The 25,678-nt window shown below is 66.7% G+C and carries 20 protein-coding genes; 11 read left to right on the forward strand and 9 right to left on the reverse strand.

Going from position 1 to position 25,678, the window contains the following annotated elements:
• Positions 1–17 precede the first annotated feature (17 nt).
• The 3 genes from lolA to ald all read right to left on the reverse strand — a co-directional run bounded on the left by lolA (position 18) and on the right by ald (position 4,381).
• Positions 18–638, reverse strand: coding sequence for an outer membrane lipoprotein chaperone LolA (lolA, locus tag AB4Y64_RS00615; RefSeq protein WP_441814526.1), 621 nt, complete (start codon positions 636–638; stop codon positions 18–20).
• 98 nt (positions 639–736) lie between these two features.
• Positions 737–3,091, reverse strand: coding sequence for a DNA translocase FtsK (locus AB4Y64_RS00620; RefSeq protein WP_441814527.1), 2,355 nt, complete (start codon positions 3,089–3,091; stop codon positions 737–739).
• Positions 3,092–3,310: 219 nt separating this feature from the next.
• The gene (gene ald, locus AB4Y64_RS00625; RefSeq protein ID WP_441814528.1) at positions 3,311–4,381 is read right to left on the reverse strand and encodes an alanine dehydrogenase; all 1,071 of its coding nucleotides are present in this window, start codon (positions 4,379–4,381) and stop codon (positions 3,311–3,313) included.
• A 278-nt stretch (positions 4,382–4,659) separates the two neighbouring features.
• Between ald and trxB the strand changes: the two genes are divergently transcribed.
• From trxB to infA, 4 genes are all read left to right on the forward strand, one after another.
• Complete coding sequence (gene trxB, locus AB4Y64_RS00630; protein ID WP_441814529.1) at positions 4,660–5,613, forward strand: thioredoxin-disulfide reductase; 954 nt, start codon at positions 4,660–4,662, stop codon at positions 5,611–5,613.
• 81 nt (positions 5,614–5,694) lie between these two features.
• The gene (locus tag AB4Y64_RS00635; protein WP_441814530.1) at positions 5,695–6,825 is read left to right on the forward strand and encodes a GNAT family N-acetyltransferase; all 1,131 of its coding nucleotides are present in this window, start codon (positions 5,695–5,697) and stop codon (positions 6,823–6,825) included.
• Between the two features lie 56 nt (positions 6,826–6,881).
• Complete coding sequence (gene aat / locus AB4Y64_RS00640) at positions 6,882–7,628, forward strand: leucyl/phenylalanyl-tRNA--protein transferase (protein WP_441814531.1); 747 nt, start codon at positions 6,882–6,884, stop codon at positions 7,626–7,628.
• Positions 7,629–7,726: 98 nt separating this feature from the next.
• Positions 7,727–7,945 carry a translation initiation factor IF-1 gene (gene infA, locus AB4Y64_RS00645; RefSeq protein ID WP_031372296.1) on the forward strand — a complete coding sequence of 73 codons (219 nt, stop codon included), beginning with the start codon at positions 7,727–7,729 and terminating at the stop codon, positions 7,943–7,945.
• 84 nt (positions 7,946–8,029) lie between these two features.
• On the opposite strand, the gene clpA is transcribed toward infA, so the two are convergent.
• Together clpA and clpS are read right to left on the reverse strand one after the other, a co-directional pair.
• A complete protein-coding gene (gene clpA / locus AB4Y64_RS00650) occupies positions 8,030–10,309 on the reverse strand; it encodes an ATP-dependent Clp protease ATP-binding subunit ClpA (RefSeq protein ID WP_441814532.1) in 2,280 nt (759 codons plus the stop codon).
• Between the two features lie 200 nt (positions 10,310–10,509).
• Positions 10,510–10,830 (reverse strand): ATP-dependent Clp protease adapter ClpS, encoded by a 321-nt coding sequence (gene clpS, locus AB4Y64_RS00655; RefSeq protein WP_200605146.1) that lies wholly within the window; start codon positions 10,828–10,830, stop codon positions 10,510–10,512.
• Positions 10,831–10,938: 108 nt separating this feature from the next.
• On the opposite strand from clpS, the gene AB4Y64_RS00660 reads away from it, so the two are divergent.
• The 4 genes from AB4Y64_RS00660 to AB4Y64_RS00675 are packed head-to-tail and all read left to right on the forward strand — an operon-like array spanning position 10,939 to position 13,672.
• Entirely contained in the window at positions 10,939–11,439 is a 501-nt protein-coding gene (locus AB4Y64_RS00660) for a hypothetical protein (protein ID WP_441814533.1), read from the forward strand.
• A gap of 1 nt (position 11,440) precedes the next feature.
• Positions 11,441–11,920, forward strand: a complete 480-nt coding sequence (locus tag AB4Y64_RS00665) for an NUDIX hydrolase (RefSeq protein ID WP_441814534.1) — start codon at positions 11,441–11,443, stop codon at positions 11,918–11,920.
• Positions 11,921–11,933: 13 nt separating this feature from the next.
• Positions 11,934–13,058, forward strand: coding sequence for a tRNA 2-thiouridine(34) synthase MnmA (gene mnmA, locus AB4Y64_RS00670; RefSeq protein ID WP_441814535.1), 1,125 nt, complete (start codon positions 11,934–11,936; stop codon positions 13,056–13,058).
• Positions 13,059–13,072: 14 nt separating this feature from the next.
• Complete coding sequence (locus AB4Y64_RS00675) at positions 13,073–13,672, forward strand: lysogenization protein HflD (RefSeq protein ID WP_441814536.1); 600 nt, start codon at positions 13,073–13,075, stop codon at positions 13,670–13,672.
• Between the two features lie 114 nt (positions 13,673–13,786).
• On the opposite strand, the gene AB4Y64_RS00680 is transcribed toward AB4Y64_RS00675, so the two are convergent.
• Positions 13,787–13,912: a hypothetical protein gene (locus tag AB4Y64_RS00680; protein WP_441814537.1), complete on the reverse strand. Its 126-nt coding sequence runs from the start codon at positions 13,910–13,912 to the stop codon at positions 13,787–13,789.
• Between the two features lie 211 nt (positions 13,913–14,123).
• The gene (acnB, locus tag AB4Y64_RS00685; RefSeq protein ID WP_441814538.1) at positions 14,124–16,721 is read right to left on the reverse strand and encodes a bifunctional aconitate hydratase 2/2-methylisocitrate dehydratase; all 2,598 of its coding nucleotides are present in this window, start codon (positions 16,719–16,721) and stop codon (positions 14,124–14,126) included.
• Between the two features lie 358 nt (positions 16,722–17,079).
• Here acnB and acnA point away from each other — a divergent pair, with 358 nt between their 5' ends.
• Positions 17,080–19,836: an aconitate hydratase AcnA gene (acnA, locus tag AB4Y64_RS00690; protein WP_441814539.1), complete on the forward strand. Its 2,757-nt coding sequence runs from the start codon at positions 17,080–17,082 to the stop codon at positions 19,834–19,836.
• A gap of 80 nt (positions 19,837–19,916) precedes the next feature.
• Here acnA and AB4Y64_RS00695 read toward each other — a convergent pair whose 3' ends face one another.
• Positions 19,917–20,324, reverse strand: a complete 408-nt coding sequence (locus tag AB4Y64_RS00695) for a nuclear transport factor 2 family protein (RefSeq protein WP_441814540.1) — start codon at positions 20,322–20,324, stop codon at positions 19,917–19,919.
• Positions 20,325–20,548: 224 nt separating this feature from the next.
• Here AB4Y64_RS00695 and AB4Y64_RS00700 point away from each other — a divergent pair, with 224 nt between their 5' ends.
• Both AB4Y64_RS00700 and AB4Y64_RS00705 read left to right on the forward strand, forming a co-directional pair.
• Positions 20,549–22,249: a long-chain fatty acid--CoA ligase gene (locus AB4Y64_RS00700; protein ID WP_441814541.1), complete on the forward strand. Its 1,701-nt coding sequence runs from the start codon at positions 20,549–20,551 to the stop codon at positions 22,247–22,249.
• Between the two features lie 177 nt (positions 22,250–22,426).
• Positions 22,427–23,299 carry a crotonase/enoyl-CoA hydratase family protein gene (locus tag AB4Y64_RS00705; RefSeq protein WP_441814542.1) on the forward strand — a complete coding sequence of 291 codons (873 nt, stop codon included), beginning with the start codon at positions 22,427–22,429 and terminating at the stop codon, positions 23,297–23,299.
• A gap of 196 nt (positions 23,300–23,495) precedes the next feature.
• On the opposite strand, the gene AB4Y64_RS00710 is transcribed toward AB4Y64_RS00705, so the two are convergent.
• Complete coding sequence (locus AB4Y64_RS00710) at positions 23,496–25,676, reverse strand: ATP-binding protein (protein WP_441814543.1); 2,181 nt, start codon at positions 25,674–25,676, stop codon at positions 23,496–23,498.
• Positions 25,677–25,678: the final 2 nt, after the last annotated feature.

A 25,678-nucleotide genomic window follows, 5' to 3' on the forward strand; every position in this document is an offset into this window, starting at 1 on the left:
CGAAGCAGGCCTTGCGCTCATCCGCCGCCGATCACATCCACGCCCTTGGGCGGCGTGAAGCGGAAGGTACCGGCAGCGAAGGCCGGATTGCGCTTCCAGCCACTGAAGCTGATCTCGGTGCGCTGGCCGAGTGCATCGACCACCTGCATCTTCACCAGGCCAGTGGGGCCGAAGCCCAGCCGCGCCGAGCGGAAGCTCGACTCGCCGTCACCCTTGGGGGTGAGCGACAGCCATTCCAAGCCGTCGACCGCGCCCAGTTCCTTGACGTTGAACTGCGCGTCGAGCTTGCTCGGGTCGATCAGCGCCGACAGCGGATTGTTCTGTTCTTCCTCACCCTGCGGCCGCACGGTGACCTGGTCCAGGTCCGGATCGTGGACCCAGACCTTCTTGCCGTCGGCGACAATCAGCTGCGCATAGGGTTTGACGTATTCCCAGCGGAACAGGCGCGGTGCCGACAACGCGACCTCGCCACTGGATTTCTCCTTGGACTTGCCGCTGGGGTCGAAGACCTCCTGGGTGAACTGCCCGCTCAGGCCCTTCAGGCCCTTGGTGAACGCATTGAGGTTGTCGCGCGCACCGGCGAAGGCGCTCGAGACGGCCAGCGCGGCGACAAGGCCGGTCAGTTGGATGAGGCGCATGGGGATCCTGGGTGAATTGCGGCGCGATTGGCGATGGGCGAAGTGTGCCGCCGAAAAGATGAATGGAGGCATGAACGCATCGATCCGCCCCGCCCTGGCTACTTGGGCGGTGGCGGGGCCAGCACGCTTCGATCGCCGTTGTGCTCGGGCGGCGTGACCACACCGGCCATTTCCATGGCCTCGATCAGGCGCGCGGCGCGGTTGTAGCCGATCTTCAGGCGCCGTTGCACGCCCGAGATCGAGGCGCGGCGGGTCTCGGTGACGATGCGCACGGCCTCGTCGTAGAGCGGATCGGATTCGTCGCCGCCACCGCCGCCGCTTTCCGGCAGGCCGGTCGCGCCAACCACGATGCCGTCGCCCATGGTCTGCACTTCGTCGAGCACGCCCGGGATGTAGGCGGGGCCGCCGCCGACCTGCTTGAGATGCTCGACCACCCGATGCACTTCCTCGTCGGAGACGAAAGCGCCGTGCACGCGCTCGGGCATCGCCGTGCCCGGCGGCAGGTACAGCATGTCGCCGTGGCCGAGCAGCGTTTCCGCGCCGGACTGGTCGAGGATGGTGCGCGAGTCGATCTTGCTCGACACCTGGAAGGCGATGCGGGTCGGGATGTTGGCCTTGATCAGGCCGGTGATCACGTCGACCGACGGACGCTGCGTGGCCAGGATCAGATGGATGCCGGCGGCGCGCGCCTTCTGCGCGAGGCGGGCGATGAGCTCCTCGACCTTCTTGCCGACGATCATCATCATGTCGGCGAATTCGTCGATGAAGATGACGATGAAGGGCAAGGTGTCCAGCGGCTGCGGCGCTTCGCCCAGTTCCGCGTTGGGCTTGAACAGCGGATCCATCATCGGCTGTCCGGCTTCGATGGCGTCCTTGACCTTCTTGTTGAAGCCGGCCAGGTTGCGCACGCCCACTGCCGACATCAGCTTGTAGCGGCGCTCCATCTCCGCCACGCACCAGCGCAGGCCGTTGGCGGCCTCCTTCATGTCGGTGACGACAGGCGCCAGCAGGTGCGGGATGCCCTGGTAGACCGACAGCTCGAGCATCTTCGGGTCGATCATCAGCATCCGCAGGTCTTTCTCGGACGCCTTGTACAGCAGCGACAGCACCATCGCGTTGACCGCGACCGACTTGCCCGAACCGGTGGTGCCTGCGACCAGAAGGTGCGGCATGCGCGCCAGGTCGGCCACGGTCGGGCGACCGGCGATGTCCTTGCCCAGCGCCAGCGTCAGCGGGCTGGTCGACTTGTCGTATTCCTTCGAGCGCAGCAGCTCGGACAGGAAGATCATCTCGCGCGAGGTGTTCGGCGTTTCCAGGCCGACCACCGACTTGCCCGGGATCACGTCGACCACGCGCACGGACTTCACCGACAGGCCGCGGGCGATGTCCTTGTCGAGCGAACTGATCTGGCTGACCTTCACGCCCGGCGCAGGCTCCAGCTCGAAGCGGGTGATCACCGGGCCCGGATAGGCGCCGACCACCTGCGCATCGATGCGGAAATCCTTGAGCTTGAATTCGATCTGGCGCGACAGCGTTTCCAGCGTCTCCTCGCTGTAGCCCTTGGGCTGCGGCTTGGGATCATCGAGCAGCGCCAGCGGCGGGATGCCGGTGCCGTCGCCGACGTGGAACAGCGGAATCTGCTGCTCGCGCTTGGCGCGTTCGCTCTTTTCCACCACTGGCGCCGCCGGCGGTTCGATCTTCACCGGAGCGCGTTTGGCGCGCAGCTCGGTATCGACCTTGCGCGCTTCCTCGCGCTCCTCGCGGAAGGCGCGCGTCTGCTGCCATTCGGTCGCCTGCTGGCTGCCCTGGCGGAACAGTTTGCTCAATGTCGGGCCCAGCGCGAGCACGCCCTGGCCGATGCGGTCCATCACCGCGAACCACGACAAACCGGTCGCCAGCGTCACCGACACCAGCAACAGCGCCAGCAGGAACAGGTTGCCGCCCACCGGGCCGAAACCGTTGTAGAGCGACTTGCCGACCAGACGGCCCAGGATGCCGCCGCTGCCTGCGGAGAACGCCTCGGCGGGAGCAACGCGCAGATGCAACAGGCCCGTCGCCGCAACCAGGAATCCGACGATGCCGACCAGGCGCAACGCCGGCCCGAGGTCGGCGTCGCCGTCACCGTCGGCGTCCATTCCGAACAATGCGATCCAGGCGACCGCCCCGAGCATCAGCGGCAGCAGGAAGGCCACATAGCCACACAGGTAGAGCAGCACATCCGCGGTCCAAGCGCCGACGCGGCCGCCCACGTTGTGCAGCGGCGCGGTGATGCTGCCCGAATGCGACCAGCCCGGATCCTGCGGCGAGAACGTCACCAGGCTGGCAAGCAGGTACAGCAGCAGTGGCGCGATCATGATCAGCGCGATATCGCGCATGAGACGTTGCCGCCGCGGCGAAGGCGGCAGCTTTTCGGCCGTGACTTTCTTGCGGCTGGCTGTTGACGCTTGCGCCACCGTGATGTTCTGCCTTAGCTAGCTACTGTTAGTCGTTGAATATACGCCAGAAGCGGCAAAAACGGGGAGACCTGGCGCGCAAACCGGTCGTCCGGGTACGGTCGGACCGGGAACCGGCCGGGGCACCGGGCCTGCACCGCCACGACCAGGCCGCCAAAACAGGAACGGGGAGCGCCGGCTTCCCGACCCTCCCCGTCCTGGACTCCATCTGCAGACGCTTTAGAGCTTCATGCCCTGCAGCGCCGGGTGCACCAGCTTGCCACCCTCGACGTTGATGCCGCGCACCAGCGCCTGGTTCTGGCGCCAGGCGTCACCCGAGGCCAGCTTGTTGACCCACGGCAGGATCGCCGCGCAGATCGCCTGCGAGCTGGTCTGCGGCACGGCGCCAGGCATGTTGGTCACGCAGAAGTGGGTCACGCCCTCTTCGACGTAGGTCGGCTCCTTCCAGGTGGTCGGACGCGAGGTCTCGAAGCAGCCGCCCTGGTCGATCGAGATGTCGACCACGACGCTGCCGTCCTGCATGCCCTTGAGCATCTCGCGGGTCAGCACGTGCGGGGCGCGGGCACCGGTGACCAGCACCGCGCCGACGACCAGGTCGGCCGAGGCCACTTCGCGCGCGACCACGTCGGCGTACGGATACAGCGTGGTGACGTTGTTGCCCAGGCGCATCATCTGCTCCATGCGGTCCTGGCGCATTTCGAACACGACCACATTGGAGCCACCGGCCGCAGCCAGCGCCGCCGAGGCACTGCCGGCCTGGCCTGCGCCGAACACCACGACCTTGCCACGCTCGGTCGACGGCAGGCCGCCCAGGAGCTTGCCCTTGCCACCTTCGGGCTGGTGCAGCAGATGGGTACCGACCTGCACGGCGATCTTGCCGGCGATGACCGACATCGGCGCCAGCAGCGGCAGGTCGCCGTTGGGCAGCTCGACGGTCTCGAAGGCGATGCCGGTCAGGCCGATGTCGAGCAGTTGCTTGGTCAGCTCCGGCTCTGCGGCCAGGTGCAGGTAGCAGAACAGCAGGTGATCCTTGCGCAACAGCTTGAGGTCGCCGGCGATCGGCTCCTTCACCTTGACGATGAGCTGGCCCTTTTCGTAGAGCTGCGCGGCATCGGCGGCGATCTTCACGCCCAGCTGGGTGTACTGCTCGTCCTTGAAGCCCGACTTGATGCCGGCATCCTTTTCCAGCCAGACCTCATGACCGCGCTTGACCAGGTCGCCGGCAGCAGCCGGAACGAGCGCTACGCGCCCTTCGAGGGTCTTGGTTTCCTTGGGAACGCCGATCCGCATGTCTCTACCTTCTTCGAATTGTTGAATGCCCACGCGGGCATGCGCGGGCGATTGCGAGGGGAATGACGCAAAAAAGCGCCGCATCCGCGGCGCATACCGCTATTGTCCTTCACAAGCCAGACAGGGCTCACGGCGCAGTGCAACATTGCGTCCATGCCGCTCGCCTTGTTTTGCCGGGATGCCGCCTCCAAGCTATGGCTTCGACGACCCGACACACGCCTGCGTATGGCCTTAACCGCGCCAGACGCCTTCTATCCATACAGCCCGCGATTATACCAATGACCCCATCGAAGCACTCCCACGTCATCATTCTCGGCTCCGGCCCGGCCGGCTGGACCGCGGCTGTCTACGCTGCGCGCGCCAACCTCAAGCCGCTGGTGATCACCGGCCTGCAGATGGGCGGCCAGCTGATGACGACGACCGAAGTCGACAACTGGCCGGGCGACGCCCACGGCCTGATGGGTCCGGACCTGATGGCGCGCATGCAGGCGCATGCCGAGCGTTTCGATACCGAAGTGGTGTTCGACCACGTCCATACCGCCGACCTCTCCTCGCGCCCGTTCAGGCTCGTCGGCGACAGCGGCGAGTACACCTGCGACGCACTGATCATCGCCACCGGCGCGACCGCCAAGTACCTGGGCCTGCCGTCGGAAGAACTGTTCAAGGGCCGTGGCGTGTCGGCCTGTGCCACCTGCGACGGTTTCTTCTACAAGGAGCAGGACGTGGCGGTGATCGGCGGCGGCAACACCGCGGTCGAGGAAGCGCTGTACCTGTCCAACATCGCCCGCAAGGTCTACCTGGTGCATCGCCGCGACACGCTGCGCGCAGAGAAGATCATGCAGGACAAGCTGTTCGCCAAGATCCAGTCCGGCAAGATCGAACCGATCTGGCACCACGAGGTCGATGAAGTGCTCGGCAACGATGCAGGGGTGACTGGCCTGCGCGTGAAGTCGGTGCAGGACGGCTCGACCCGCGAAGTGCTGATCCACGGCCTGTTCGTTGCCATCGGCCACACCCCGAACACGTCGCTGTTCGAAGGCCAGCTGGAAATGAAGAACGGCTACATCACCATCCGCACCGGCCTGGACGGCAATGCCACGCAGACCTCGGTGCCCGGCGTGTTCGCTGCCGGCGACGTCGCCGACCAGGTCTATCGCCAGGCGATCACCTCCGCGGGTTTCGGCTGCATGGCCGCGCTGGACGCGGAGAAGTTCCTGGACAAGGAAGGCTGATACCGGTGAGTGGGGTCGTGGTTGCATCTGCAATGGACACCGACCTCGTCCTTTCCTGCAAACGCGCGGCCGGCAGCTGAAATGGCTTCCCCGCGCATCATCGCCTCTCTGTCGGACGTCCCCGCCGCGCAGTGGGATGCGTTGCACGATGGCCGCAATCCGTTCGTCGCGCACGCCTTCCTCAGCGGCCTGGAACAGCACGGCTGCCTGCGCGCGCAATGGGGCTGGACGCCGCAGCACCTGACACTGTGGGACGGCGATGACCTCGTCGCGGCCGCACCTGCCTACCTGAAGGACAATTCGCACGGCGAGTTCGTCTTCGACCATGCATGGGCGCATGCATATGCGCAGCACGGACTCGACTACTTCCCGAAGTGGCTGTGCGCGGTCCCGTACTCGCCGGTAACCGGCCCGCGACTTCTCGCCCGCGCCCGCGATGCAGACCGCCAGTCCGCACTGACCGCGACGTTGGCGGCACTGTGCGCGGGCAACGGGCTGTCGTCGGTGCACGTCAACTTCCATCGCGACGATGAGGATGCCGTGTTCGACCGCGACTGGCTGTCGCGGGTAGACGTGCAGTACCACTGGCGCAACGACCGCGCCTGGCAGACGTTCGACGACTACCTGGCCGCGTTCGATCACAAGCACCGCAAGAACATCCGCCAGGAACGCGGCAAGGTCGCCCGTGCCGGCGTGACGTTCCGCACCATCGAAGGCCGCGACGCCAGCGACGATGACCTCGCGGCGATGCATGGCTTCTACCTGCAGACCTTCGCCGACTACGGCAACCGGCCCGCGCTGACGCTCGCCTTCCTGCGTCATCTGGCCGACACGATGCCCTCCTCGCTGGTGATCTTCCTGGCCTGCCGAGATGGCCACCCGATCGCCGGCGCGCTCTGCCTGCGCGGAGGCGACACGCTGTATGGACGCTATTGGGGCGCCAGCGAAATGGCGCCGGGCCTGCACTTCGAAACCTGCTACTACCAGGGCATCGACTACTGCCTGCGCAACGGCCTGACCCGGTTCGAACCTGGCGCGCAGGGCGAGCACAAACTCGCGCGCGGCTTCCTGCCCACGATCGTCCGCAGCCGCCACTGGATCGCCGACGAACAATTCGGTTCCGCCTTGCGCGACTGGTGCGCGCAGGAGTCGAGCGCGGTTCGCCGCTACGCGGCCACGCTGACCGCGCACACGCCGTTCAAGGACGCATAAGCAGCGGAAGCCGTCCGCTCTGGGCGCCGCGTGGCGCCGGTGCCATCATCACCCGCATGACCGCCCTGCCCGCCTTGCTGCCCGACGATCCCGAGGCGCCGTTCCCTCCCGTCGAACAGGCATTGCGGCAACCCGATGGCCTGCTCGCCGTCGGCGGCGACCTGTCACCGGCACGCCTGCTCAACGCCTACCGGCACGGCATCTTTCCCTGGTACTCGCAGGGCCAGCCGATCCTGTGGTGGAGCCCGGATCCACGCACCGTGTTCGCCACCGACGGCGTGCGCCTGCCCTCGAAATTCCGCCGCAGCCTGCGCCGGTGCGACTGGACGGTGCGTGCTGACACCGCCTTCGACGAAGTGGTCGAGGTCTGCGCCCGCATCCGCCGGCCCGGGCAACGCGGCACCTGGATCACCCGCGACATGCAGGTCGCCTATCGCCGCCTGCACGCCCTCGGCCATGCCCACTCGTTCGAGGTCTTCGCCGGCGACCGCCTGGTCGGCGGCATCTACGGCGTGGCAGTGGGCCGGATGTTCTACGGCGAGAGCATGTTCAGTGGCGAGTCCGGCGGCTCCAAGGTCGCCCTGGCCGCCCTCGCCCACCACCTGCACGAGTGGGGCTGGCCATTGATCGACGCCCAGGTCGAGAACCCGCACCTGCTCAGCCTTGGCGCAACCTCGTGGCCGCGGCCCGCCTTCGTCGCGCGAGTCGCCGAGATGGCGGCACTGGAAGGCCTCCCCGGCCCCTGGAGCGCCCGCGTCGGCGCCTGGCCGGCGCGTCTGATGGCCGGTCCGCTGCCCGATTAACCGTTTTTTTGCAACGGCGGCGTGCGCATGGCAAAATACGGGGCTTCGTTCCGTCCCTCATCCTGAGGCACGGGCGCTCCACGCATTTCAGGAACCACATGGCAAAAGACGACGTGATCGAATTCGAGGGCACGGTGGCGGAAACCCTTCCGAACACCATGTTCCGGGTGCGCCTCGAAAACGGGCACGAGATCATTGCCCACATCTCCGGCCGCATGCGCAAGAACTACATCCGCATCCTGACCGGCGACAAGGTGAAGGTCGAAATGACCCCGTACGACCTGACCAAGGGCCGTATCACTTACCGCATGAAGTAACAGCGGTAAGCCATTGAATTAAAAAAGGCGGCCATTGGCCGCCTTTTTTGTTGAAGACAGGCGCCTCAACGACATCCAGACCGCCTACACCGTAGCCGGCAACAGCTTCTCCGGCTCCGCCTGCGCCTCGACCACCAGCTCGTCGTCCTTGACGTCGATCATGACGCGACCGCCATTGACCAGCTTGCCGAACAGCAGTTCGTCGGCGAGCGGGCGCTTGATCTTGTCCTGGATCACACGCGCCATCGGACGCGCACCCATCAGCGGATCGAAGCCATGCTGGGCCAGCCAGTCGCGCGCGGTCGGCGTCGCCGACAGCGTCACCTCCTTGTCGTGCAACTGAGCCTCCAGCTCGATCAGGAACTTGTCGACCACCCGCAGGATGTGCTCGAAGCCCAGCGCCTGGAACTGCACGACCGCGTCGAGACGATTGCGGAATTCCGGCGTGAAGCTGCGGCGGATCACCTCCATCGCATCGGTCGAATGATCCTGCTGGGTGAAACCAATGGTCCGCCGCGACGCCTGCGCCGCACCGGCATTGGTGGTCATCACCAGGATCACGTTCTTGAAGTTTGCCTCGCGACCGTTGGTGTCGGTCAACACGCCGCGGTCCATCACCTGCAACAGGATGTTGAAGATGTCCGGATGCGCCTTCTCGACCTCGTCCAGCAACAGCACGCAGTGTGGCGTCTTGACGATCTTCTCGGTCAACAGACCGCCCTGGTCGAAACCGACATAACCCGGAGGCGCGCCAATCAGGCGGCTCACAGAATGCGGCTCCATGTACTCGGACATGTCGAAACGGACCAGCTCGATGCCCAGTTGCAGCGCGAGCTGCTTGGTCACCTCGGTCTTGCCGACACCGGTGGGACCGGCGAACAGGAAGTTGCCGATCGGCTTGTCCGGATTGGCCAGGCCCGAGCGTGCCAGCTTGATCGCGGAGGTCAGCGTATCGATCGCCGGATCCTGGCCGAAGATCACCATCTTCAGGTTGCGCTCGAGGTTGCGCAGCACGTCCTTGTCGGAAGCGCTTACCTGCTTGGTGGGGATCCGCGCCATCTTGGCGACGATGGTCTCGATTTCCTCGACATCGATCAGGCTCTTGCGGATGTCGATCGCCAGCAGCCGCTGGCGCGCACCGGCTTCGTCGATCACATCGATGGCCTTGTCCGGCAGCAGGCGGTCGCCGATGTGCTTCACCGACAGGTCCACCGCCGCCTGCAGCGCATCGTCGGCGTAGGTCACGCCGTGGTGCGCCTCGTACTTGGGCTTGAGGCCCTGCAGGATCTCGTAGGCCTCGCCAACGGTCGGCTCGACGATGTCGATCTTCTGGAAGCGCCGCGCCAGCGCACGGTCCTTCTCGAAGATGCCGCGGTACTCCTGGAACGTGGTCGAACCGATGCAGCGCAGGTCGCCCGACGCCAGCGCCGGCTTGATCAGGTTGCTGGCATCCATGGTCCCGCCGCTGGCACTGCCGGCGCCGATGATGGTGTGGATCTCATCGATGAAGAGCACCGCTTCGGGCAGCTTCTTGAGCTGCGTCAGCACGGCCTTGAGGCGCTTCTCGAAGTCGCCGCGGTACTTGGTGCCGGCCACCAGCGCGCCCAGGTCGAGCGCGTAGATGGTGGCGTCGGCCAGCACGTCCGGGACGTCGCCGTCGACGATGCGCTTGGCCAGGCCTTCGGCAATGGCGGTCTTGCCAACGCCCGCCTCGCCCACGTACAGCGGATTGTTCTTGCGGCGGCGGCACAGCACCTGGATGGTGCGCTCGACCTCGTCGGCGCGGCCGACCAGGGGGTCGATCTTGCCGTCGCGGGCGAGCTGGTTGAGGTTGACCGCGAATTCGGCCAGGGCGTCGCCCTTGCTCTCGCCCTCGCCTTCGCCCGACGGCGATTCGCCCTCATCCTGCGAGCGCGAGGACTCCTCGCCACCCTGCTTGGCGATGCCGTGGGAAATGTAGTTGACGACGTCCAGGCGGGCGACGTCCTGCTGGTTGAGGAAATAGACCGCGTGCGAATCCTTCTCGCCGAAGATGGCCACCAGGACGTTGGCGCCGGTGACCTCCTTCTTGCCGGAGGACTGGACGTGGTAGACCGCGCGCTGCAGCACGCGCTGGAACCCCAGCGTCGGCTGGGTGTCACGGTCGACGTCCTCGGGCAGCACCGACACCGAGGTGGCGATGGCCTGTTCCAGGTCGTTGCGAAGGCGCGGGAAGTCGACACCGCAGGCCTTCAGTACGGCCTCGGCGGAGGGGTTGTCGAGCAGCGCCAGCAACAGGTGTTCGACCGTCATGTACTCGTGGCGCGCCTCGCGGGCGCGCTTGTAGCACTGGCCGATGCTGTATTCGAGATCCTTGCTGAACATGGGGCGAGAGCCTCCGGAAACTACTGCCGTCCTAGATGGGGGTGGGACTGGCGAATTCCATGCCGCCTGTTTTCCATGACCGCATTGCCTGCCGCAAGTCCCTATCCTTCCCAGGCTTGACCTCCGCTGCGAGTTCCGGTCCGGCCGCAGGCGCGGCCGGCACCACCCTCTTACTGGTCAGGACGTGCTAAGCAGAACTTTTAGGCCTTTTCCATCGTGCACAGCAAGGGGTGTTGGTTGAGCCTTGAAAATTCGTTCACCTGCGCCACCTTGGATTCTGCTACCTCGCGGGTGAAAACCCCGCACACGCCGCGGCCGCGGGTATGCACGTGCAGCATGATCTGGGTGGCTTTTTCGGCGTTCATGGCGAAAAACCGCATGAGCACCTCGACCACGAAATCCATCGGGGTGTAGTCATCGTTCAGCAGCAGGACGGAATACAGGGGCGGGCGGGCGACCTCCGGCTTGCCGGTTTCCACCAGCACGCCGTGGTGTTGTTCGTGTTCGGTCTGTTTGGCCATGGCTGAATTATAGGGCCCGGGCCGTTGCCGGTCGTGGACGCCCATGCCCGGGCGCCGGCACAATGCCGTCCATCCCCCGCTTCCCAACCCTTCGAGGAGCGATACTTGATGCGTGTGCTTGCCGTGATGCTGTTTGCGTTGTCATCGATGCCGGCTATTGCCGGCGACACGACTGTGGCCACCGCTGAAACGCAGCATCCTGTTGCCGACCCGCTCGTGGCCCGGCACCTGGACAGCCTGAAGTACCGTTACGAAGTGGACGAGGACGGCGACTACAAGCTGACCTTCGACATGGACGACAAGCGCAGCCAGCTGGTCTACGTGCTGTCGGGAACCGAGAAGTTCGGCAATCTGGAGGTCCGCGAGCTGTGGTCGCCTGCGTACCGCGCCAGCGACGGGCAGTTCCCGGTCGATGTGGCCAACCGCCTGCTCGAGAGCAGCCAGTCGAGCAAGCTGGGCGCCTGGGTCAAGCAGGGCGACATGGCGCTGTTCGTGGTCAAGATTCCCGCCAACGCCGGGGCCGACGAGCTCGATGACGCGCTCGACTTCGCCTTGCGCTCGGCCGACGAAATGGAAGCCACGCTGACCCAGGGCAAGGACGAATTCTGAGATGAGTTACCGCGAAGGCCGGTTCTGGCAGCCTGACGTGACCGTGGCCACGATCGTGGTCGATGGCGGCCGCCTGCTGGTGGTCGAGGAATCGGTTGGCGGGCGCCTGGTGCTGAACCAGCCCGCAGGCCACCTGGAGCCCGACGAGAGCCTGCTGGAGGCGGCGCTGCGGGAAACGCTGGAAGAGACCGGCTGGCACGTGCGGCTCACCGCCTTCGTCGGGGCTTACCAGTGGAAGGCCCCGGACAACGGCGACGGCAGTGGCGGTCGCCATTACCTGCGCTTCGCCTTCGCCGCCGAACCGGTCAGGCACGATCCGGCCCGGCCGCTGGACGACGGCATCGTGCGCGCGGTCTGGATGACGCCCAGCCAATTGCAGGCCGCCCGGGACCGCCATCGCAGCCCGCTGGTATGGCGTGCCGCGGCCGATTTCCTGGCCGGCCACCGCCACCCGCTGGAACTGGTCCAGCACCTGGCATGAGCAGCACGCTGTCATGAGCGCCGCGAAGGCGCGAACCATCGTCGGCATGTCCGGTGGCGTGGACTCGTCGGTGGCGGCGCTGCGCCTGCGTGATGGCGGCGAACCGATCGCCGGTTTGTTCATGCAGAACTGGGCCGATGACGGCAGCGGCGACTGCCGCGCCGAGGACGACCGCCGCGACGCGGTGGCAGTCAGCGGCCGGCTCGGCATCCAGATCCATTTCCGCGATTTCTCCGGCGAATACTGGGACGGCGTGTTCGAGCACTTCCTGGCCGAATACGCGGCCGGGCGCACGCCCAACCCGGACGTGCTGTGCAACCGCGAGATCAAGTTCAAGCACTTCCTCGACGCCGCCCGCGAGCTGGGGGCGGAGTTCATCGCCACCGGCCACTACGCTCGCGTCGAGGCGTCCGGTGGCGGTCATCGGCTGTTGCGCGCGGTCGACCGCAGCAAGGACCAGAGTTACTTCCTGCACCAGCTAGGCCAGGCCCAGCTGGCGGCGACGCGGTTCCCGCTGGGCGACCTGCTCAAGCGCGACGTGCGGCAGATGGCCCTCGACGCCGGCCTGCCGACCGCGGCGAAGAAGGATTCCACCGGCATCTGTTTCATTGGCGAACGCGATTTCCGCCAGTTCCTCGGCCGCTACCTGCCGGCGCGGGAAGGCGAGATGCGAACGCCCGACGGCCAGGTCATCGGCCGTCATCCGGGCGTGTTCTATTTCACCCTTGGCCAGCGCGAAGGGCTCAACATCGGTGGCGTCCGCGGTTTCGAGGCGGCGCCCTGGTACGTGGTCGGCAAGGATGTCGCCGGCAACGTCCTCTATGTCGACCAGGGCGCCGACAGCCCCTGGCTGCAGTCGCACACCCTGTGGTCCGAAGCCGCGCACTGGATCGCCGGCGCGCCACCTTCGGCACGCTTCGCCTGCACCGCGCAGACCCGCTACCGCCAGGCCGACGAGGCCTGCGAGGTGGCGGTGCGCGACGACGGCACCCTGGAAGTCCGCTTTGCCCGCCCCCAACGTGCGGTAACCCCGGGGCAGTCGCTGGTGCTCTACGACGGCGAGGTCTGCCTCGGCGGCGCTGTCATCTCCGCCACCGACGCGCCGCTGGAACAACGATTGAAGGCCCAAGCTGCATGAATCAAAGCAAATCCATGTCCACCCGTGTCCTGGCGCTGGCCGGCCTGGTGCAGGCGCTGGCCCAGGTCCGTCGCGTCGCCGACACCGGGCAGGCCAACGCCGCCATCCTCGGCACGGCGATGGATTCGGTGTTCCGGATCGATGCGCCCTCGCCTGCCGCGATCTATGGCGACATCGAGGCCCTGCGCCCGGGCCTGACGCTGCTGCGCGACTATTTCAGCAACCAGCAGCGCGATGAACAATTGCCGCGGCTGGTGCTGGCGGTGCTGCAACTGGAGCGGCGTTTCGTCCGCGACCACGACATGGCCGAGCGCGTGCAGGCCGGCATCCGCGCCCAGGCCGGCAACGCCGAGCGCCTGGGAAGCAGCAATCCGGACGTGCTCAACGCGCTGGGCGGCCTCTATGCCGAGACCCTGAGCCACCTGCGCCCGCGCGTGCTGGTGCAGGGCAATCCGCACTACCTCGGGCAGGCCACGGTCGTGGCCGAAGTGCGCGCGATCCTGCTCGCAGCCGTGCGCTCGGCGGTGCTGTGGCGGCAGTGCGGTGGCAGCCTGTGGGACTTCCTGCTGCGCAGGCGCGAGCTGCTGACGGCGGTCAAGGACCATCTGGGTTGAGCGCGTAGGCACGCCGGCGGCGGGCGCGAATCGCTCGTCGCTGCAAGCGGCTCCTGCCTGGCGTGCCCCGTCAGGCATGCCCTGATCAGGCGTGCCTCACCAGGCGTGCCCAGATCAGGCCAGCGGCAACAGCGCCGCGCCGCTCTGCCCCCAGGCCCAGCAAACCGCCGCGATCAACGCCAGCGCAAGCATCCAGCGAAGCGTCTGTTCGACGCGGTCCGTCCCCTTGTGCGTCTTCATGTTGTCCCCCTGACTGCGCGCGATGAAACGACAGCGTGCAACGCAAGTCCTTGACTGTTGTCACGCACTGGACGCATGGCGTCGGCCAGGTTCGCGGATAGCGACGGCCGGCACAGTCTTTGTCACCCCTCCACCCGTGTTCCGTCATTCCCGCGCCAAAACAAAAACCCCGGCGTTTGCCGGGGTTTTCGTTCAGCGCATGGCAGGCCGGTCAGGCCGCGACCGTCTCGGCCACCTGGCGGTAGTCCTCGATCTGGTCGAAGTTCATGTAGCGGTAGATCTCGGCGCCGTTGGCGTTGATCACGCCGATGTCCGCCATGTACTCCTCGCGGGTCGGGATGCGGCCCAGGCGCGAGCAGATCGCCGCCAGTTCCGCCGAACCCAGGTACACGTTGGTGTTGCGGCCCAGGCGGTTGGGGAAGTTGCGGGTGCTGGTGGAGAACACCGTCGCGCCCTCGCGCGCCTGCGCCTGGTTGCCCATGCACAGCGAGCAGCCCGGCATTTCCATGCGCGCACCGGCGGTGCCGAAGGTGCCGTAGTGGCCTTCCTTGGTCAGCTCCGAAGCGTCCATCTTGGTCGGCGGCGCGACCCACAGGCGGGTCGGGATGTCGCGCTTGCCTTCCAGCAGCTTGGCGGCGGCGCGGAAGTGGCCGATGTTGGTCATGCACGAACCGATGAAGACTTCGTCGATGACCGCACCGGCGACGTCGGACAGCGTCTTCACGTCGTCCGGGTCGTTCGGGCAGGCCACGATCGGCTCGACGATCTGGTCGAGGTCGATCTCGATGACGGCGGCATATTCGGCGTCGGCATCGCCTTCCAGCAGCTGCGGGTTGGCCAGCCAGGCTTCCATCGCCTTGATGCGGCGCGCCAGCGAACGCGGGTCGGCGTAGCCCTCGGCGATCATCCACTTCAGCAGCGTGATGTTGCTGGTGAGGTATTCGATGATCGGTTCCTTGTCGAGCTTGACCGTGCAGCCGGCCGCCGAACGCTCGGCCGAGGCGTCGGACAGTTCGAACGCCTGCTCGACCTTGAGCTGCGGCAGGCCTTCGATCTCGAGGATGCGCCCGGAGAAGATGTTCTTCTTGCCCTGCTTGGCGACGGTCAGCGTGCCCTGCCTGATCGCGGCCAGCGGAATCGCGTTGACCAGGTCACGCAGGGTCACGCCCGGCTGCATGGTGCCCTTGAAGCGCACCAGCACCGACTCGGGCATGTCCAGCGGCATCACGCCGGTGGCCGCGGCAAAGGCGACCAGGCCGGAGCCGGCCGGGAACGAGATGCCGACCGGGAAACGGGTGTGGCTGTCGCCGCCGGTGCCGACCGTGTCGGGCAGCAGCATGCGGTTGAGCCAGGAGTGGATCACGCCGTCGCCCGGGCGCAGGGCGATGCCGCCGCGGTTGCTGATGAAGGCCGGCAGGTCGTGGTGGGTCTTGACGTCGACCGGCTTCGGGTAAGCGGCGGTGTGGCAGAACGACTGCATCACCAGGTCGGCCGAGAAGCCCAGGCAGGCCAGGTCCTTGAGCTCGTCGCGCGTCATCGGGCCGGTGGTGTCCTGCGAACCCACCGAGGTCATCTTCGGCTCGCAGTAGGTGCCCGGGCGGATGCCCGGCTGCACGCCATCGACTTCGGCCAGGCCGCAGGCGCGGCCGACCATCTTCTGCGCCAGCGAGTAGCCCTTGCCGCTGTCGACCGGGTTGGACGGCAGGCGGAACAGGCTCGACGGCGCCAGACCGAGCGCGTCGCGCGCCTTGGCGGTGAGGCCGCGGCCGACGATCAGCGGGATGCGGCCGCCGGCGCGGACTTCGTCGAACAACACGTCGGACTTGACCGCGAACTCGGCGATGACCTGGCCGTCCTTGAGCGCCTTGCCCTCGTACGGACGCAGCTCGACCACGTCGCCCATGTTCATCTGCGACACGTCGAGTTCGATCGGCAGCGCGCCGGCATCTTCCATCGTGTTGTAGAAGATCGGGGCGATCTTGCTGCCCAGGCAGACACCGCCGAAGCGCTTGTTCGGGATGAAGGGGATGTCCTCGCCGGTGAACCACAGCACCGAGTTGGTGGCCGACTTGCGCGAGGAGCCGGTGCCGACGACGTCGCCGACATAGGCGACCAGGTGGCCCTTGTCCTTCAGCGACTCGATGAAATTGACCGGGCCGCGCTTGCCGTCTTCTTCCGGCTCGATGCCGTCGCGCTTGTTCTTCAGCATCGCCAGCGCGTGCAGCGGGATGTCCGGACGGGTGGTGGCGTCGGGCGCCGGCGACAGGTCGTCGGTGTTGGTTTCGCCGGTGACCTTGAAGACGGTGATGGTCAGGCTGGCCGGAACTTCCGGACGGCTGGTGAACCATTCGGCGTCGGCCCAGCTCTGCAGCACGGCCTTGGCGTTTGCATTGCCGCTCTCCGCCTTTTCCTGCACGTCATGGAAGGCGTCGAACATCAGCAGCGTCTTCTTGAGCGCCTCGGCAGCGATGCCGCCGACCTGCGCATCGTCAAGAAGATCAACCAGCGGATGGATGTTGTAGCCGCCGAGCATGGTGCCGAGCAGTTCGGTCGCGCGCTCGCGGCTGATCAGCGAATTGACTTCGGTGCCGAAGGCGATCGCGGCCAGGTACGACGCCTTGACCTTGGCGGCGTCGTCGACGCCGGCCGGAACGCGGTTGGTGATCAGGTCGAGAAGGAACGCTCCCTCGCCCGCCGGCGGGTTCTTCAACAGCTCGATGACGTCAGCGGTCTGGTGCGCGGTCAGCGGCAGCGGCGGAATGCCCAGCGCGGCGCGCTCGGCAACGTGTTGGCGGTAGCTGGAGAGCATTGAGAGTCCCGTCGGTTGAAGCGAATAGACAACTGCGAGCGCTGTCTGGCGCGCCGGACGGCGGGCCTGCAGGCTGGTCAGCTGGGGGTCGGAGCGCCCTGGCAAGGGACTGCCCCTCGACTGCGTATTTTGCCTTGAATGCGCTTTCCGGGCAATGCGCAAAAGGGCTCGGGGCCCTGTGCCACAAGGGTTTGGAGCGCCGTTGGAACACTCCGTGGCCATGTTGCGACCATGGTCTGCACGCTACCTGAATCCGATAGGGTGATAATCGACGGACCGCGCCGGCAGCGTCGGCGCCGTGCAAGCCATAGTGCCCCTACCCCCATGGGGCCAAGCCACACGATCAGGAGCCCCACTCATGCTCGACTCCTTCTCCACCCGTCGCCAGCTTGTCGTCAACGGCCGCACCCTCACCTACAACAGCCTGCCGGCGCTGGGCGAGCGGTTCGACATCCGCAAGCTGCCCTACTCGATGAAGATCCTGCTGGAGAACCTGCTGCGCCACGAAGACGGCGGCATCACGGTCGGCACGGACCACATCGAGGCCGTGGCGCGCTGGGATGCCGGCAAGGAACCCGACACCGAGATCGCCTTCATGCCTGCGCGCGTGGTCCTGCAGGACTTCACCGGCGTGCCGTGCGTGGTCGACCTGGCGGCGATGCGCGATGCGGTCAGCAAGCTCGGCGGCAACGCCGGCCAGATCAATCCGCTGATCCCGTCGGAACTGGTCATCGACCATTCGGTGCAGGTGGACGTGTTCGGCCGCGCCGACGCGCTGGACCTCAACGGCAAGATCGAGTTCGAGCGCAATATGGAGCGCTACAGCTTCCTGCGCTGGGGCCAGAAGGCCTTCCACAACTTCAAGGTGGTGCCGCCCAACACAGGCATCGTCCACCAGGTGAACCTGGAGAACCTGGCGCGGGTCGTGGTCGAGCGCGAAGTGGACGGCGAACTGCTCGCCTTCCCCGACACCGTCTTCGGCACCGACAGCCACACCACGATGATCAATGGCATCGGCGTCCTGGGTTGGGGTGTGGGCGGCATCGAGGCCGAGGCGGCGATGCTGGGCCAGCCGTCGTCGATGCTGATTCCGCAAGTGGTCGGCTTCAAGCTGACCGGAAAACTGCCCGAGGGCACCACCGCCACCGACCTGGTGCTGACCGTCACCCAGATGCTGCGCAAGCTCGGCGTGGTCGGCAAGTTCGTCGAGTTCTTCGGCGAAGGCCTGCCGCACCTGCCGCTGGCAGACCGCGCCACGATCGCCAACATGGCACCGGAGTACGGCGCGACCTGCGGCATCTTCCCGATCGATGCCGAATCGCTGACCTACCTGCGCCTGTCCGGGCGCAGCGACGAGCAGGTAGCGCTGGTCGAGGCCTACGCCAGGGCCCAGGGCCTGTGGCACGAGCCGGGGCAGACCGAGGCCAACTACTCGGCCACGCTCGAACTCAACCTCGCCGACGTCAAGCCGTCGCTGGCCGGCCCCAAGCGTCCGCAGGACCGGGTGCTGCTGAGCGACGTCAAGGCCAACTTCACCGAGAACCTGGGCGACCTCACCTCGCACCGCGTCAACGGCGCCACGCGCCGCATGGACGCCGAAGGCGGTCACCAGCCACAGGCCGAACACCTGGCAGCGCGGCCACGCTCGAAGATCCACGTCCAGGACCAGGACGCCGACCTGTGCGACGGCTCGGTGGTGATCGCCGCCATCACCTCGTGCACCAACACCTCCAACCCGGCGGTGATGCTCGGCGCCGGCCTGCTGGCGCGAAACGCCGTCAAGCTCGGCCTCAAGGCCAAGCCGTGGGTCAAGACCTCGCTCGGACCAGGCTCGCTGGTCGTCACCGACTACCTGCGCAAGGCCGGCGTGCTGGCCGACCTGGAGAAGCTCGGCTTCTTCGTCGTCGGCTACGGCTGCACCACCTGCATCGGCAACTCCGGCCCGCTGCCGGATGAAGTCTCGCGCGGCATTGCCGAAAACGACCTCGCCGTCGCCTCGGTGCTGTCGGGCAACCGCAACTTCGAGGGCCGCGTGCACCCCGAAGTGAAGATGAACTACCTCGCCTCGCCGCCGCTGGTGGTGGCCTATGCCATTGCCGGCACGGTCGACATCGACCTGACCCGCGAGCCGCTTGGCTACACCCCCGATGGCCGCGCCGTGCACCTGCGCGATGTCTGGCCGAGCAACAAGGAAATCGGCGACGTCATCGCCGCCACCGTCGGCCCGGAACTGTTCGCGCAGAACTACGCCGATGTGTTCAAGGGCGATTCGCGCTGGAACCAGATCGCCTCGCCGGAAGGTGAGTCGTTCGCATGGGATGGCGCCTCGACCTACATCAAGAACCCGCCCTACTTCGACGGCATGACGATGGCTGTTGGCTCGATCAACGACGTCCACGGCGCCCGCATCATGGGCCTGTTTGGCGACTCGATCACCACCGACCACATCTCGCCGGCGGGCAACATCAAGAAGGATTCGCCGGCGGGCCGCTTCCTGGTTTCGCGCGGCGTCCAGCCGGTGGACTTCAACAGCTACGGCAGCCGTCGCGGCAATGACGATGTCATGGTCCGCGGCACGTTTGCCAACATCCGCATCAAGAACCTGATGCTCGGCGGCGAAGAAGGCGGCAACACGCTGTACTACGCCAAGGGCGGCGCGGCGCCGGAGAAGATGTCGATCTACGACGCGGCGATGAAGTACAAGGCCGAAGGCGTGCCGCTGGTGGTGATGGCGGGCAAGGAATATGGCACCGGCTCCTCGCGCGACTGGGCGGCCAAGGGCACCAACCTGCTCGGAGTGAAGGCGGTGATCGCCGAGAGCTTCGAGCGCATCCATCGCTCCAACCTGGTCGGCATGGGCGTGCTGCCGCTGCAGTTCAAGGACGGCGAGAACGCCCAGACGCACGGCCTGGACGGCTCCGAAGAAATCAGCGTGACCGGCATCGACGACGGCCGAGCACGGACTGCCACGGTGACCGCCCGCCGCAGCGACGGCAGCGAGAAGCGCTTCGAAGTCCGCGTGCTGCTGCTGACGCCGAAGGAAGTCGAGTACTTCCGCCACGGCGGCATCCTGCATTACGTGCTGCGGCAGCTGGCGGCGAAGAAGGCGGCGTAATTCCCGACCCGGGCACATGGGCCCTCATTCCAGATAGGCCGTCATTCCCGCGAAGGCGGGAATGACGGATTCCAAAGCAACTACAGCTTCGGCGTCCACACCGCACTCGTCAGCCGCCACTGACCATCTTCCTCGCGCCAGCCGGTCTCCACCTCATGGAGCTGCGCCGCATCCGGCAACACTTCGCCTGATCCGCCCGTCAGCGCCGCAGTGAATCGCGCCGTTGCATGGCCCGGCTGAAGCTTCACCGAAACCGGGCCCAGGTTGATGCCGATCTGGCGATGACGCAGGAACATCAGCCGCGCGATCCTGCCTGCGCCCGCGCGATCGAGCGAATCGGGCCCGACGAAATCGTCGGCGAGGATGTCGTCCAATACAGCGGCATCGCGTTGCTCGATGCCCTGCTGCAAGCTCGCCACGGTCTCGCGCAGTCGCTGTTCCGGCGGCGTGCGACTGCAACCAGCGAGCACGCACACCATCATCAGCATCGCTGTCACGCTGCAGCGCACAACCGCATTCGTCGTCCGCATCCCCTGCCCCTCGCCGTTCCCTCGCTCCATGCTGCCATGCCCTCGCGTGCACCGTTGTGCTTCCCCGTCGCGCCTTGCCAGCCTTGGGGGCCTATGCTCCAATCGCTGGAAGCACCGTACGGCGGCGCATTCGACACACGCGCCGCCGAAGGCTATCAACTGCGATTGGAGAGGGGATCGCGATGAGTTTTGAACGTCCTTGGCTGGCCCAGTATCCGCAGGGGGTTGCGGCCGAGATCGATGTGGACGAGTTCCCGTCCGTCGTCGCCGTGCTGGAGAACGCGATCGAGAAGTATCGCGACCGGCCGGCCTTCGCCAATCTCGGCAAGACCCTCACCTATGCCGAGATCGACCAGCTCAGCGCGCAGTTCGCCGCCTACCTGCTGGGCGAGCTGAAGCTCAAGAAGGGCGATCGCGTCGCGATCATGATGCCCAACTGCCTGCAGTACCCGATCGCCACGTTCGGTGTGCTGCGCGCGGGACTGACGGTGGTCAACACCAATCCGATGTACACCGCGCGCGAGCTCAGGCACCAGCTCGTCGACTCCGGCGCCACCGTGATCCTCGTGCTCGACAACTTTGCCCACACCGTGGAGGAAGTGCTCGCCGACACCCAGATCAAGCAGGTCATCACCACCGGCCTGGGCGACATGCTCGGCCTCAAGGGCACGGTCGTGAACTTCGTGCTCAAGTACATCAAGAAGATGGTGCCGGACTACAACCTGCCCGGCGCGATCCGCTTCCGTGACGCGCTGGCGCTGGGCCAGCGCCACGGGCTGTCCGAGGTCGAGATCTCGCCGCAGGACATCGCCTTCCTGCAGTACACCGGCGGCACCACCGGCGTGGCCAAGGGCGCGATGCTGACCCACCGCAACCTGGTCGCCAACATGCAGCAGGCGGCGATGTGGGTGGGCACCGGCGTCAAGTACGGCGAGGAAGTGATCATCACCGCGCTGCCGCTGTATCACATCTTCGCGCTGACGGCGAACGGACTGGTCTTCATGAAGTTCGGCGGCCTGAACTACATGATCACCAACCCGCGCGACATGAAGGGCTTCGTCAAGGAGCTCAAGAGTGTGCCGTTCACGGCCATCACCGGCGTCAACACGCTGTTCAACGGCCTGCTCAACACGCCGGGCTTCGACCAGGTCGACTTCTCCCGGCTGCACCTGACCCTGGGCGGCGGCATGGCCGTGCAGCGTTCGGTTGCCGAGCGCTGGAAGCAGGTGACCGGGGTGACCCTGGTCGAGGCCTACGGCCTGACCGAAACCTCGCCGGCGGCCTGCATCAACCCGATGGACCTGAAGGAATACAACGGCTCGATCGGCCTGCCGATCCCGTCCACCGACGCCTGCGTCAAGGACGAGAACGGCGTGACCCTGCCGATGGGCGACGTCGGCGAGCTGTGCATCAAGGGCCCGCAGGTGATGAAGGGCTACTGGCGCCGGCCGGAGGACACCGCCGCGGTGATCGACGCCGACGGCTGGCTGCACACCGGCGACATGGCGCGGATGGACGAGAACGGCTTCTTTTTCATCGTCGACCGCAAGAAGGACATGATCCTGGTCTCGGGCTTCAACGTGTACCCGAACGAGGTCGAGGACGTGATCGCGATGATGCCGGGCGTGCTCGAAGTGGCCGCCGTCGGCGTTCCGGACGACAAGTCCGGCGAGGCGGTCAAGGTGGTCATCGTCAAGAAGGACCCGAACCTGACCGCCGAGCAGGTCAAGAGCCACGCCCGCGAGCACCTGACCGGCTACAAGCACCCGCGCTACGTCGAGTTCCGGACCGAGCTGCCGAAGACCAATGTCGGCAAGATCCTGCGCAGGGAACTGCGCGACAGCCCCGCCCCGCACCCGGCCTCGCACCCCGCCGCGCATTGATCAGGCCGGGGTCCAGCTCCGGTCCAGAGGCACTCCTGACGCCCGCAAGGCCACCGGTCTTGCGGGCGTTTGCATTGGTAGGCATAGAATCGGACGGTCGGACGCACCCCCTTGTATCGCATTGCCGTCCCGAACAGCGCGACCGGCCGGACGGTTTCATCCCACGGAGGATTCGCAATGTCAGCTGTCTACCCGTTCCACCGCACTGCTTCCGGTCGCAACCTGCGAGTCGTCGAGGAAACCGAGCGCGGCGTCTACTGGTGCCATATGCATGCCGGCGCCGTACCCGGCCGCCGCGCCTGTTTCTCGACGGACCTGGTCGACGACATCATCCAGTACCAGCGCGGCCTCACTGATCGCCTGCGCGCTGGCGCGGCGGCGAACACGTTGCCGCACGTGGTGCTGGCCTCCGATGGCGACGCCTTCAACCTCGGCGGCGACCTGGACCTCTTCTGCCGCCTGATCCGCGCCGGCGACCGCGACGGCCTGCTCAACTACGCCCGCCAGTGCGTGCGCGGCGTGCACGCCTTCCATGACGGCCTGGGCGCGGGCGCACACAGCATCGCCCTGCTCCAGGGTGACGCGCTGGGCGGCGGTTTCGAAGCTGCGCTGAGCTGCCACACCATCGTGGCCGAGGAAGACATCCTGATGGGCCTGCCGGAGGTGCTGTTCGACCTGTTCCCGGGCATGGGCGCCTACTCGTTCCTGTGCAAGCGCGTCACCCCGCACCTGGCCGAGAAGCTGATGCTGGAAGGCAACATGTTCAGCAGCCAGGAAATGCACAAGATGGGCCTGGTCGACGTGCTGGTACCGCGCGGCGAAGGCGTGGCGGCGGTCGAGGATGTCATCCGCAGCAATCGCCGCATCCCGCATGCGCGCGCAGCCATGCACCAGGTCAGGCAGATGACGCAGTCGGTGACCCTCGACGAAATGATGCGCATCACCGAGGTCTGGGTGGACACTGCGCTGCAGCTGGGCGAGAAGTCGCTGCGGACGATGGACCGTCTGGTGCGGGCGCAGGAGCGCCGGGCCGGGAACGGCGCTGCCTGAAACATGGCGGGCTGAGCCCCGCCGGGCAACACCAGCAGGCTGATTGACTGGGGACACGCAAGAGAATCAGACAGGGATAGTCAGGCAGGCCCACGCCCGCCTGACCGGCAATACCCGGTACATCTCAGGGGAACCTAACGCCCGCGGGAGGGGAAAACCCGGCGGGCCGATCCTTTCCTTCGCCTTTGCCGGCGAGTTACCGCTCGCCTTCGCCGCGCGCGGCGCGCTGCCGCTCACGGGTGTCGAGCGCCGCCCTGCCCTGCGCCATGCGCTCGCCCAGGCCGTCGAGGCGGGCCTGCCACTCGCGCGCGAGCTGCCAGTCCGGCAGCCGCATGATCTCGCCACTGACCGCAGCCAGCTTGTTCAGGCCCAGGTTGCTCGCCACGCCCTTGAGCGCATGCGCATGTTCGCGCGCACGCTCCCATTCGGCCTGCTCGCCGGCCTGGCGCAAGCCGACCATGCACCCGTCGGCGTCGCGCAGGCACTGGGCGATGAATTCGCGCTCGAAGCCGGCGCCCATGCCGAGCGCGCCGAGTTCGTCCAGCACCGTGCTGTCGAAGGTGCCGTCGCCGCTGGGCAATTCGTTGCGCAGTGCCACCAGCGGCGCGCCGAAGCGGGCATTGGCGGCGATCTCGGCCAGGGTGTCGAGCAGGCGCACGGTCGACACCGGCTTGGCCAGGAAGGCGCGCGCACCGGCTTGTTCGCAGGCACGAATCGATTCGGGCGTGACGTCCGCGCTGAGGATCAGTACCGGCGTGCGGCGACCGCCACCGGCTTCCATCACCCGCAGCTGGCGCAGCAGGTCCAGGCCGCTGACGTCGGGCATGTGCAGGTCGGCGATGACCGCGTCGTAGTCCGAACCGGAAAGCGCATTGAGCGCCTCGCCGCCGCCGTCGACGCAGGTGACCTTGTGCCCGGCCTTCTGCAGCAGCCGCTGCAGCACCATGCGGTTGGCGACGTGGTCGTCGGCGACCAGGATGCCCAGGCTGCGCACGCGCGCGCGATGGCGCAGGAACGGGTCGGAGAAGGCGATGACATTGGGCGAACCGGCGCCGTCGCCATCGACCGAAATGCCATGGTCCAGCGCAGCGGCTCCGGCGGCGGTGCTCGCCTCCTCGATCAGGCGGTCGAAGGGAAGCTCGACCCAGAAGCGGCTGCCGCGCTGCTCGACGCTCTCGAAACCGATGCTGCCGCCCATCGCCTCGGTCAGGCCCTTGGCGATCGTGGTGCCCAGGCCGGTGCCACCGTAGCGGCGCGCCAGGCTGACATCGGCCTGCTCGAACGCTTCGAACAGGCGCTGGCGCATCGCCAGTGGCACGCCGATGCCGGTATCGGTGACGGAGAACCGCAGCCGCACCTTGGCCGGGCCCTGGTCGACCACGCTGACATCCAGGCGCACCGAACCCTGGTCGGTGAACTTGATGGCATTGCCGGCGAGATTGATCAGCACCTGGCGCAGGTGCACGACGTCGCCGCGCAGGCTGACCGGCACGCCCTCGCCGATCGCCGCCTCGTAGCGCAGCTCCTTGGCGCGCGCCTGCGGCTGCAGGATCAGGCCGATGCTTTCGACCAGCTCCTGCGGGATGAATTCGACCAGGTCGAGCTTGACCTTGCCGGCCTCGATCGCGGAGATGTCGAGCACGTCCTCGACCAGCGCCAGCAGGCTGCGCGTGGAGGCCTGGATGGTGCTCAGGCACTCGCGCTGCTCGGCGTCCAGGCGCGTGGTCGCCAGCAGCTCGGACATGCCCGCCAGGCCGTTGAGCGGCGTGCGGAACTCGTGGCTCATGTTGGCCAGGAAGCGGCTCTTGGCCTCGTTCGCCTTGCGCGCGTCGTCCACCGCCCGGGTGAGGGCGTTGAGCAGAGAATCGAAGTACAACGGCACCGCGCCCAGGCCAAGCAACAGGCCCCAGGCCAGATACGGGTTGTCGCGCCAGTACGGCGAAATCAGGATCACCGACAGGAACGACGCGGTTGCCAGCGCGGTGGCGATGCGCAGGTAACGGCTGCCGTAGCGCATGCCGTTGCCGATCGTCACCCACAGGTAGACGGCATACAGCGGCGCGGCAGGCTCGCCCTGGATGCACATGATCGCGCCCATCGCCGAATAGTCGGTGAGCATCCCGATCCAGCGCCGCACGTGCGAAACGCCAGGTTCCAGCAGGATCGCAGCGAGCAGGCCCAGCGCCACGAGCAGCTCGCCGAGCAGGATCATCCAGGTCAGCGGCAACGTGTTGTCGGCGCCGTCCAGGTGCAGGAAACGCCAGCCCAGGTAGGTCGAGAACAGCGCCGTGATGACGATCCGGACCAGGTCCTGCGCGTGTTCGCTGTCAGGCCGGGCGGCCAGGCGCGTCTTCAGCTTGTTCAGGACCGAAACCATGG

The sequence above is a fragment of the Lysobacter sp. TAF61 genome, assembly GCF_052113485.1.
Lineage (GTDB): Bacteria > Pseudomonadota > Gammaproteobacteria > Xanthomonadales > Xanthomonadaceae > Lysobacter_J.